The sequence below is a fragment of the Cupriavidus sp. 05L310 genome, from assembly GCF_056398185.1.
Window position 1 is genome coordinate 59574 of sequence record NZ_JBFTOX010000053.1, and the last position, 9942, is coordinate 69515.

At 63.2% G+C, this 9942-nt stretch carries 10 protein-coding genes; 3 read left to right on the forward strand and 7 right to left on the reverse strand.

All coding sequences use genetic code 11. The features are described from left to right. Positions 1–1227 carry an alpha-hydroxy acid oxidase gene (locus AC1DS6_RS31410; RefSeq protein WP_441629174.1) on the reverse strand — a complete coding sequence of 409 codons (1227 nt, stop codon included), beginning with the start codon at positions 1225–1227 and terminating at the stop codon, positions 1–3. A gap of 183 nt (positions 1228–1410) precedes the next feature. Here AC1DS6_RS31410 and AC1DS6_RS31415 point away from each other — a divergent pair, with 183 nt between their 5' ends. Beyond that, complete coding sequence (locus AC1DS6_RS31415) at positions 1411–2310, forward strand: LysR family transcriptional regulator (protein WP_477103881.1); 900 nt, start codon at positions 1411–1413, stop codon at positions 2308–2310. A gap of 229 nt (positions 2311–2539) precedes the next feature. Here the strand turns inward: AC1DS6_RS31415 and AC1DS6_RS31420 are convergent, their stop codons facing one another. The 6 genes from AC1DS6_RS31420 to AC1DS6_RS31445 form a co-directional block, all read right to left on the reverse strand. Further along, complete coding sequence (locus tag AC1DS6_RS31420; protein WP_276286616.1) at positions 2540–3274, reverse strand: amino acid ABC transporter ATP-binding protein; 735 nt, start codon at positions 3272–3274, stop codon at positions 2540–2542. Further along, positions 3271–3954, reverse strand: a complete 684-nt coding sequence (gene gltK / locus AC1DS6_RS31425; RefSeq protein ID WP_276286617.1) for a glutamate/aspartate ABC transporter permease GltK — start codon at positions 3952–3954, stop codon at positions 3271–3273. The genes AC1DS6_RS31420 and gltK overlap by 4 nt, the downstream gene beginning before the upstream one ends. 11 nt (positions 3955–3965) lie before the next feature. Continuing rightward, positions 3966–4694, reverse strand: a complete 729-nt coding sequence (locus AC1DS6_RS31430; protein ID WP_276286618.1) for an amino acid ABC transporter permease — start codon at positions 4692–4694, stop codon at positions 3966–3968. 63 nt (positions 4695–4757) lie between these two features. Continuing rightward, positions 4758–5657: a glutamate/aspartate ABC transporter substrate-binding protein gene (locus tag AC1DS6_RS31435; protein ID WP_045237832.1), complete on the reverse strand. Its 900-nt coding sequence runs from the start codon at positions 5655–5657 to the stop codon at positions 4758–4760. A 360-nt stretch (positions 5658–6017) separates the two neighbouring features. Beyond that, positions 6018–7325 carry a Glu/Leu/Phe/Val family dehydrogenase gene (locus AC1DS6_RS31440; RefSeq protein ID WP_276288689.1) on the reverse strand — a complete coding sequence of 436 codons (1308 nt, stop codon included), beginning with the start codon at positions 7323–7325 and terminating at the stop codon, positions 6018–6020. A gap of 144 nt (positions 7326–7469) precedes the next feature. Next, the gene (locus AC1DS6_RS31445; protein WP_045237830.1) at positions 7470–8441 is read right to left on the reverse strand and encodes a LysR family transcriptional regulator; all 972 of its coding nucleotides are present in this window, start codon (positions 8439–8441) and stop codon (positions 7470–7472) included. A gap of 174 nt (positions 8442–8615) precedes the next feature. On the opposite strand from AC1DS6_RS31445, the gene AC1DS6_RS31450 reads away from it, so the two are divergent. Both AC1DS6_RS31450 and AC1DS6_RS31455 read left to right on the forward strand, forming a co-directional pair. Beyond that, positions 8616–9212, forward strand: coding sequence for a cysteine dioxygenase family protein (locus tag AC1DS6_RS31450; RefSeq protein ID WP_477103882.1), 597 nt, complete (start codon positions 8616–8618; stop codon positions 9210–9212). Between the two features lie 60 nt (positions 9213–9272). Further along, positions 9273–9731 carry an Lrp/AsnC family transcriptional regulator gene (locus tag AC1DS6_RS31455; RefSeq protein ID WP_276288686.1) on the forward strand — a complete coding sequence of 153 codons (459 nt, stop codon included), beginning with the start codon at positions 9273–9275 and terminating at the stop codon, positions 9729–9731. Positions 9732–9942 lie beyond the last annotated feature (211 nt).

Here is a 9942-nt window from a genome sequence, read left to right on the forward strand (position 1 = left end):
TCAGCGGTGATGTAGCAAGGCCGGACTCAGCTCGGCGCACTGGCGAACTCCCAGCATGGCCATGTTCCGGTCGACTTCGTCGCGCAGCAGGTTGATCGCGTGCGTCACGCCGGCTTCGCCCGCCACGGATGCGGCGTAGTTGAAGGGCCGCCCGACGAATACCAGCTTCGCGCCGAGCGCCAGTGCCTTCAGGACGTCGGTGCCGCGGCGAATGCCGCCGTCCATCATCACCGGCAGCGTGCCAACCGCCGCCACGATCTCGGGCAGCACGCGCAAGGGGGCCACTGCCCCGTCGAGCTGCCGGCCGCCGTGATTCGATACCACGATGCCATCGGCACCTTTGTCGCGGGCCAGCGTGGCGTCTTGCGCGCCGAGGATTCCCTTCACGATCAGCACGCCCTTCCAACGGCGGCGAATATGCTCGAGGTGGCTCCAGTCCAGATGGTCGCGCGCGGAAAAGTCGCGCAGCACATTGGCCGACAAGATCGGCGCCCCACGTTCGGCAAAGGAGTTCTCGAAATGCGGCATGCCGTGGCGCAGCAGCGTGCGCGCGAACGTGCCGGCCAGCCACTTCGGGCGGGTGATGCCGTCGTACGCCAGGCGCAGGCTGGGCCGCAGCGGCGTTGAGAACCCGCTGCGCACATTGTTCTCGCGATTGCCCGCGACCGGAATGTCCACGGTCACGACAAGGGTGCGGCAGCCGGAGGCTTGCACGCGGTCCAGCAGGGCATCGATACGTGCCGCGTCGCCCGGCACATAGGCCTGGAACCAGGCATCCGGGGCCTGCGCGAACACGTCTTCAAGGCGGATCAGCGACGAGCCGCTCAGCACCATCGGAATGCAGGCCGCCTGCGCCGCGCGCGCCTGCACGATATCGCCGCGGTAAGCCGACAGCGCGCTCAGTCCCATCGGCGCAATGCCAAAGGGCGAGGCATAGGTCTTGCCGAAGAGCTCCACGCTCTGGGTGCGCCGGGATACGTCCACAAGCACGCGCGTGCTCAGCGCGTAGTCGTCGAAGGATGCGCGGTTTTCCTGGCGCGAGCGGTTGTCTTCCGCCGCGCCCGCGATATAGCCATAGATCGGCCGTGGCAGACGGCGCCTGGCAGCGTGCTCGAAATCATCCAGGGACAGGATGCGCTGCAACTCGCGCGAGGCCTGTTTCAGCGGGGCGGCGAAGCCGCGGTTGGTAGGCCGGGTGGAGCCGGTGGCATCCGTGGCTGAAGTCATGGTCGGGGTATGGGTGCGGATCGATGACACGCACTCTATGCCGGCCTCTTTATTCCATAAAGCGAATTTATTTCCGATACTATGTTCTCTTTTATTCAATTAGTATCAGGCATCGCCAGCCAGGGGAAAACGCTGCGGAGAAGCCGGCGCGCCACGCGCCGGCCGGCCTGATCTCACCAGATCATGACCCTCAAACAACTCGAGGCATTCTATTGGGCGGCCACCTGCTCGAGCTTCGCCATTGCGGCCCAGCGACTGCATCTTTCCCTGTCATCGCTCTCAAAGCGCATCGCCGAGCTCGAGGATTCGCTGGGTCAGGCACTGTTCGATCGAAGCGGGCACAAGGCGGCCCTCACCGACGCCGGCAACCGGCTGGTTCCGCGCGCCCATGCGCTGCTGCGCGCGGCCGACGAACTGCGCATCGAGATCGGCACCGTGGCGGGCCTGCATGGCAAATGCCGCTTCGGCGTGGGGGAACTCACCGCGCTGACCTGGCTGCCGCGGCTGGTGCGGATGATCACCGAGGCACATCCCGGCCTGGAACTGGAAACCCATGTCAGCATTGGCGAGGCGCTGGAAAAGCGCGTCGAAGACGGCGAGCTCGATTTCGCCGTGGTGGCCGGCAAGTCAACGCGCGGCACTGTTGCTTCCCATGCGATAGCACAAGCGAAATTTGTCTGGTGCATGTCGGCACAGGCAACTGGCCGCTCCGCCCCGGTCAGCCCGGAAACCCTCGGCGACAGGCCCCTGGTGACCTTGCCAACCGGCTCGGGCGTGACGCGCCTGCTCGATGAATGGCTGGATGGCCGGGGCAGCCTGCCGGAACGGCGCATCGTCTGCAATCACTGGGGCGCCGTGGCCGGGATGCTGGTCGAAGGAATAGGTGTCGGCATCCTGCCCCAGAGCTGGGCGCAATCGCTGGCGAAACGCGGGGCGCTGCGCATCCTGCGCAGCGATCCGCCGCTGCTTCCCCTTGCCTACTCTTTTCAATGGCGGCGCGACGATTCGCGGCCGCTGGTCGGCGCCATGCGGGAACTGACGCTGCAGGCGGCCGATTTCCAGTCGCCGAGCCGGATACTGTGAGGCGCGATTGCAGTGGGAGTTGAATCCGGGAATGTGGACTCCCCTCTCCCGCCTGCGGGAGAGCAAGCCGGTGGAGAGGGCGGACGCATCAAATGCCGCCGCGCGCTGGATAAAACCGTTGGCTTCGTCTCCAGTGGCTCCTGGCTAAGCCCCCCCTCTCCCCAACCCTCTCCCCCTGAGGGGAGAGGGAGTGACAGCCTTCGTCATGCCTGATGGTTTTGACCCATCATCAGTGATGCAGGATCTTCGACAGGAACTGCTTGGCCCGCTCGGAGCGCGCGTCGATATTGCCGAAAAACTCTTCCTTGGCGCAGTCCTCGACGATCTTGCCCTGGTCCATGAAGATCACGCGGTTGGCCACCTTGCGGGCAAAACCCATTTCGTGGGTCACGCACATCATGGTCATGCCTTCCTGCGCCAGTTGCACCATCACGTCCAGCACTTCGTTGACCATCTCCGGGTCCAGCGCCGAGGTGGGTTCGTCGAACAGCATGCAGATCGGATCCATCGACAGCGCGCGGGCAATCGCCACGCGCTGCTGCTGGCCGCCGGACAACTGGCCAGGATACTTCGCCGCCTGGGCTTTCAGGCCCACCCGGTCCAGGTACTTCAGGCCCTTGGCGGTGGCTTCCTCTTTCGAGCGGCCGAGCACCTTCATCTGGGCGATGGTCAGGTTCTCGGTGATCGACAGGTGGGGAAACAGCTCGAAGTTCTGGAACACCATGCCAACCCGCGAACGCAGCTTGGGCAGGTTGGTCTTGGGCGAGCCCACCGAAGTGCCATCCACGATGATGTCACCCTTCTGGAACGGCTCGAGCGCATTGACGGTCTTGATCAGCGTCGACTTGCCGGAACCCGACGGGCCGCACACCACCACCACCTCGCCCTTGGCGACCTTGGTGGTGCAATCGGTCAGCACCTGGAAGGCGCCGTACCACTTGGAGACGTTATTGATTTCGATCATACGGCCACCTTTTTCTGGTAACGCTTAACCAGCAGCGATGCGGAGAAACAGATAATGAAATACACCAGGCCGGCGAACAGCAGCATCTCCACGATGCGACCGTCACGCTCGCCGATGCCGTAGGCCTGGCCGAAGAAATCCGCCAGCGCGCTCACGTACACCAGCGACGTATCCTGGAACAGGATGATGCCCTGGGTCAGCAGCAGCGGCACCATGTTGCGGAAGGCCTGCGGCAGGATCACCAGCCGCATCGCCTGCCCGTAGGTCATGCCCATGGCCTGCGCGGCAAACATCTGCCCGCGCGACACGCTCTGGATACCCGCCCGGATGATCTCGGAATAGTACGCCGCCTCGAACAAGGCAAAGGCGATCAGCGCCGAGGTCATGCGCAGGTCCGACGCCTGCGACAGGTTGAACGTCTTCTGCAGGAGCTGCGGGATGATCAGGAAGAACCACAACAGCACCATCACCAGCGGAATCGACCGGAAGATGGTGACGTAGCCCTGCGCGAACCAGTTCAGGGGCTTGATGGAAGACAGCCGCATCATCGCCAGGATGGTTCCCCAGACGATGCCGACCACCACCGCCGTGACAGTGATCTTGAGCGAGACAAGCATGCCCTCGCCGAGCACTTCCAGCGTGGTCGGGTTGATCGAGCTGAAATCAAATGAATATGCCATGACGTCTCCCCTTACTTGCTGCCGATGAAGCCAGGCACGCGGGTGCGGCCTTCGACCCAGCGCATGAGCAGCATGACGACGATATTGATCAGCGCGTACATCAACGTCACCGCAATGAAGGACTCATACGGGCGCGCCGTGTAGTCCACCAGCTGGCGCCCCTGGGCGGCCAGTTCCAGCAGGCCGATGGTCGACGCCACCGCGGAGTTCTTGAAGATGTTCAGGAACTCGGAGGTCAGCGGCGGCACGATGACGCGGAACGACATGGGCAACAGCACGTAGCGGTAAGTCTGGGCCAGCGTGAAACCCATCGCCAGGCCGGCGTTCTTCTGGCCGGGCGGCAGCGAGTAGATCCCCGAGCGCACCTGCTCGCAAACCCGGGCCGCGGTAAACGTGCCCAGGCAGAGCATGGCGGCAATGAACTGCTGCGCGAACGGGTTCATCTGCTTGATCGCCTCGCCACCGGGCAACAGCTCGGGCATGACGAAATACCAGATGAACAACTGCACCAGCAGCGGGATATTGCGGAAGATCTCGACGTAGGTCGCGGCCAGGCCGGACAGCCACTTGTTGGGCACCGTGCGCAGCACGCCGAGCACGGATCCGATGACGAGGGCGATGATCCACGACGAGAGGCCGAGTGCAAGGGTGACCTTCAGGCCGGAAATCATCCAGTCCAGGTAGGTCTCGTTCTGGGCCGCTTGTTCGAGGAATACACCCCAATGCCAGCTGTAGTTCATGATGTGTCCTCAAAAAGAAACGGAAGGACATGCCTTCCGTTTCACACAACCGGAATCCCAGTATCAGTCAAGCGCCTTGTCGTTCGGCGTCTTGAACAGCGCCTTCATGTCTTCCGACAGCGGGAAGTCCAGGTTCAGCCCCTTGGGCGGTACCGGCTGCTGGAACCACTTGGTGTACAGCGTGTTGATCGAGCCATCCTTCATCATGCCGCTGATCACGGTGTCCGACAGCTTCTTGAACGGTGCGTCATCCTTGCGGATCATGCAGCCATAGGACTCGCGCGATTGCGGCTTGCCCACCACAATCCAGTCGGCCGGGTTCTTGGCCTTGGCGCGTTCGCCGTACAGCAGCGCGTCGTCCATCATGAAGGCGACGGCGCGGCCCGACTCCAGCGTCAGGAACGACTGGCCGTGATCCTTGGTGCTGATGATGTTCATGCCCAGCTTCTGGTCATCGTTCATCTTGCGCAACAGGCGTTCCGAGGTGGTGCCGGCGGTGGTCACCACGTTCTTGCCCTTGAGGTCGGCCCAGTCCTTGATGCCCCCATCCTTCTTCACCATGATACGGGTGCCGATGATGAAGATGCTGGTGGTGAACGAAGCCTGCTTCTGGCGCTCGAGGTTATTGGTCGTGGAACCGCACTCGATGTCGATGGTGCCGTTCTGCAGCAGTGTGATACGGTTCTGCGAGGTGATCGGGATTTCCTTGACCTGCAGGTTCGGCAGCTTCAGCTGGTCCTTGATGGCTTCCACGATCTTGACATTGATATCGTAGGAATAGCCGACCTGGCGCACGCCGCCGAGGTTGTAATTGAACGGAATCGACGACTCACGAACGCCAAGCGTAATCACACCGGTGTCTTTGATCTTCTGCAGCGTGCCCGTCAGTTGCTCCGCAGCTTGCGCGGTTCCGCACAGCACGCCAGCAGCAATCATCAGGGAAGCCAACTTGGCAACATTCATAACATCTCCTTGACCATGAAGAGAAAGGCGGGACTCTAACAAAAAACCACCCGCCGACGAAATAGTATTGCGCACGCACGCACTCAAGACAACGGGTTTTTCCCCTAACAGAGCCAATCGGGGCATGGTTTGCGGGGCAAAACCGAGGCCTCCCTCCACTCCCGCAAAGCCCTTGTTCCTGCGCGCCAGGCGGCCAGTCCGGCAGCGCGGGATCCGCTTGCCCCACGTGCGAGGGGGAAGCGGGCACATACGACAACGCGGCTGCCGGGAAGCCCGGCAGCCGCGTTACCAATGCCAAATCGGTTGCTGCATCGCAGCATCGCTACTCAGCGATGCCGCGGCGGCAAGCCGCGCCTTGCATCAGGGATAGAGGCCGCGCATTTCGCGCGCCTGCAGAATCCGCGTGCAGGCCACGATGAAGGCGGCCGTGCGCAAGGTAACCTTGTTGTCCTGAGCGACCTGCCAGATCGCACGGAATGCCTCTTGCATGATTCGTACCAGGCGCTGGTTGATCTCTTCCTCGGTCCAGAAGAAGCTGGAGAAATCCTGCACCCATTCGAAATAGGAAACCGTAACGCCGCCGGCATTGGCGATAACGTCCGGCGCCACCAGGATATTGCGCTCGCGCAGGATGTCGTCGGCCTCGGGCGTGGTCGGGCCGTTCGCACCTTCGATGACCATGCGTGCCTTGATGTGGGGCGCGTTGCGGGCGGTGATCTGCCCTTCCAGCGCGGCCGGGATCAGGATTTCGCAATCCACCTGCCAGAATTGCTCGGCGGAAATGGTCTCGCCCTGGAAGCCTTCGATGGTGCCGCTATGCGAGGCGTATTCCATCATGGCGGGCACGTCCAGGCCGGCGGGGTTGTACAACGCGGTGCGATGGTCCTGCACCGCCACCACCTTGGCGCCGGCTTCGTGGAACAGCTTGGCGGCCACGGCACCCACATTGCCGAAACCCTGCACCGCCACGCGCGCACCCTTGATGTCCATGCCCAGGTTGCGGGCAGCCTCGGAACCCACCACGAACACGCCGCGGCCCGTGGCCTCGCGGCGGCCCAGCGAGCCACCCAGCGAAATCGGCTTGCCCGTGACCACGCCGGTGGAGGTGCTGCCGGAGTTCATCGAATAGGTATCCATCATCCATGCCATCACCTGTTCATTGGTGTTGACATCGGGTGCCGGAATGTCTTTGTTGGGTCCGATGATGAAGTTGATTTCGCTGGTGTAGCGGCGCGTCACACGCTCCAGCTCCGAACGCGACAGCGTGCGCGGATCGACGCGGATACCGCCCTTGGCACCGCCGTAAGGCACGTTGACCGCAGCATTCTTGACCGACATCCATGCCGACAGCGCCATCACTTCCGACAGCGTCACGTCCTGGTGGAAGCGCACGCCGCCCTTGCCCGGGCCGCGCGACATATTGTGCTGCACGCGATAGCCTTCGAAGTGGGCAATGGTGCCGTTGTCCATCTCGATGGGCACATCGACCACCAGGGCGCGCTTGGGACGCTTGAGGGTCTCGACCCAGCGGGCCAGCGAACCCAGATACGGCGTGACACGATCGACCTGCTGCAAGTAAATGCCCCAGGGGCCGAGGTCCTCGGCGTTCAAGTAGGAAGGCAGGGAATGGTTCTTGACGGCAGGATTGGACGGTGCTGCGGAAGACATCGTTTGGTTCCGGTGTGAAGGTGCCGCCAGCTTAGGGGAGGCGGTACTGCCGAAGCCAATGCCGTTTGATCATCCCATTATGCACGGATTGCATAACCTTGCCGGCGGGCCTGTGCGGCCCCCCACCATGGCAACCGCGCCGGATCAGGTGCCCGGCTGCGCGGGCAAGCTCTGCGCCGCGAGCGAGGACCAGACCCGGTCCACCAGCTGGCGCTTGCTGCGAACCTGCGCGCTGCGCCGCTCGCTGACGTGTTCACCCGGCTTCTCCCGGTAAAGGCGGATTTCCATGTCGATCGACATCGGCGCCCCGCGCGCCGCTTCGGCCCGCACCAGCCGGTGCTGGGCCAGCTCCTCGCGCACCGCGCTCTCCGGCAGGAAGGCCATGCCGTGCCCCGCCAGCGCCATCACCTTGAGCGCCTCGGCCATGTCCGTCTCGTAGCATTTGTCCAGCTTGAGCGCGTCCGTGGTTTCGGCCAGCAGCATGTCGACCATGCGGCCAAGGAAGGCATTGGGGGTATAGCTGAGGAAAGGCACCGGCTTCTTGTCCGTACCTGGCAGGCGGTACAGCGGCTTGCCGGCGGCGTCCGGCACGCTGTACGGCGACAACCGCTCGATGCCGAGCACCAGCATGTCGTAGTGTGCTGGGTCGAGCTGGATGGCCTGGCGGGCATGGTGGTAGACCATCACCAGGTCGCAGCCCCCGTCAACCAGCGCCAGGACCGCGTCGTGCACGTTGAGCGCGCGCAGGCGGCACGGCAGCGTACCGATCTCGCGCTCCACGGCCTTGAGCCATTCGGGGAAGAAGGTCAGCGAGAGCGTGTGCGGTACGGCGAATTCCAGCACCTGGGCATTGGCAGAGCGCTGCCCGCGCATCAGCGCCCGGGTCTCGCTGACCTGGGCCAGCATGGCCAGCGCCTGCTCGTAGAACACCTTGCCCGCCGGCGTCAGGCTGGTGGGATAGCTGGAGCGGTCGATCAGTTCCGTGCCCACCCAGGACTCGAGCGACTGGATCCGGCGCGAGAACGCAGGTTGCGTCACATGACGCTGCTCGGCCGAGCGCGAGAAGCTGTGCGTCTCGGCCAGGCTGACGAAGTCTTCAAGCCACTTGATTTCCATGAGGCGGCATTATCCCCCGGCTTCCCGCGGTTTCGCCACCGCCAGGAATAACATTCTATTTAGTTGAATTTTATTAGAATAATATTACACTTACATCCAGATTTGCACGACAAGACGCACGTCCTTGCTACGGGACCGACGCTATGATGGTCGCAAACCAATAAGGAGCCCGTCATGGCCACCCAGCAAGCCGTCGTTACCGATATTGCCAGCCACGCACGTAGCGTCGGCGTCCTTGGCACCCTCGACGCGGCCGACGGCCAGCCGGATCTCTTTGCCCCGCTGTCCGACGGCATGTCGTCCGCCTTCGCCGCCAGCGCGCGCATGGTGGCGCAAGGCATCGAAGCCAGCCTGCCGGACGCCGCCACGCTGCTGGCGCTGCTGCCGGAATCGCTGCGCGAAGGCGCGGGCGAGGGCTATGTGCGCCACCTTGTGCACGCCGATCCGCTGGCGCGCTTCTCCGCCATGCTGATCGTCTGGCGGCCAGGGCAGCACAGCCCGGTGCACGGACACCAGACCTGGTGCGCCTACCGGGTGCTGCGCGGCACGCTGCATGAGCGCCACTACCGCTGGGACGCGCAAGAGCGGCAGGCGCATCCGTGCGGCGAGATCACGCGCACGGTGGGCGATACCTTCAGCGTGCCGGCTGGGCTGCGTCATATCCATGCGCTCGGCAACGACAGCGACGCGGTGGCCGTGTCGCTGCATATCTATGGGGTGGACCAGGAACACATCTGCAGCGGTGTGAACCTGCTGGTGGACGCGGCCTGAGTCTTGCGGCTGGCGCAGAGCCAGGCACCGGGAGTACGCTGCGCGCCAACAGGATTTGCCATGGACCGTTATGACCGCCAGATACTCTCCGCCCTTCAGGAGGACGCGACCGTGCCTGTGGCGGAGCTTGGGGAACGAGTGGGCCTCACCTCCACGCCGTGCTGGCGGCGCGTGCAGAAGCTGGAAGAGAGCGGAGTAATACGCAAGCGCGTGGCGCTGCTGGATCCCGCGCTGCTGAATGTGGGCGTGACGGTATTCGTCTCGGTCCGCACCAGCCAGCACAGCGTCAAATGGCTCAAGACGTTTCACGACCTGGTCGCCTCGATCCCCGAGGTGACTGAGTTCTACCGCATGGCTGGGGATACCGATTACCTGCTGCGCGTGGTGGTACCGGATATTGCGGCGTATGACCGCGTGTACAAGAAGCTGATCCAGGGGGCCGAGCTGGCGGATGTTAGTTCTAGTTTTGCTATGGAGCAGATCAAGTACACGACTGCTTTGCCTTTGGATTATGCGTGATTGATTGGTCTTGTTTTTTCCGCGTTGGCGTTTGGGCCAAAGAGCCGTATGACGTCGCCCTGGGGGCTGTCAGTTTTTTTGTGTGCAGGGCAGGTAAAGGCTCGCCGTCAACGGGACGGGTGAGCCAGCATTATCTCAACGATGTGGGTGGGTGAAGCGGTCCTCATAGAGAACTGCAAACTGGTTCATGGCCGCCTTCCAGTCGTGCGTT

What these genes read in the sequence shown, in the direction of transcription:
- gltK (WP_276286617.1), bottom strand. Translation starts at nt 3,954, where the DNA reads ATGGCATATTCATTTGATTTCAGCTCGATCAACCCGACCACGCTGGAA.
- AC1DS6_RS31430 (WP_276286618.1), bottom strand. Translation starts at nt 4,694, where the DNA reads ATGAACTACAGCTGGCATTGGGGTGTATTCCTCGAACAAGCGGCCCAG.
- AC1DS6_RS31435 (WP_045237832.1), bottom strand. Translation starts at nt 5,657, where the DNA reads ATGAATGTTGCCAAGTTGGCTTCCCTGATGATTGCTGCTGGCGTGCTG.
- AC1DS6_RS31440 (WP_276288689.1), bottom strand. Translation starts at nt 7,325, where the DNA reads ATGTCTTCCGCAGCACCGTCCAATCCTGCCGTCAAGAACCATTCCCTG.
- AC1DS6_RS31455 (WP_276288686.1), top strand. Translation starts at nt 9,273, where the DNA reads ATGGACCGTTATGACCGCCAGATACTCTCCGCCCTTCAGGAGGACGCG.
- AC1DS6_RS31415 (WP_477103881.1), top strand. Translation starts at nt 1,411, where the DNA reads ATGACCCTCAAACAACTCGAGGCATTCTATTGGGCGGCCACCTGCTCG.
- AC1DS6_RS31410 (WP_441629174.1), bottom strand. Translation starts at nt 1,227, where the DNA reads ATGACTTCAGCCACGGATGCCACCGGCTCCACCCGGCCTACCAACCGC.
- AC1DS6_RS31420 (WP_276286616.1), bottom strand. Translation starts at nt 3,274, where the DNA reads ATGATCGAAATCAATAACGTCTCCAAGTGGTACGGCGCCTTCCAGGTG.
- AC1DS6_RS31445 (WP_045237830.1), bottom strand. Translation starts at nt 8,441, where the DNA reads ATGGAAATCAAGTGGCTTGAAGACTTCGTCAGCCTGGCCGAGACGCAC.
- AC1DS6_RS31450 (WP_477103882.1), top strand. Translation starts at nt 8,616, where the DNA reads ATGGCCACCCAGCAAGCCGTCGTTACCGATATTGCCAGCCACGCACGT.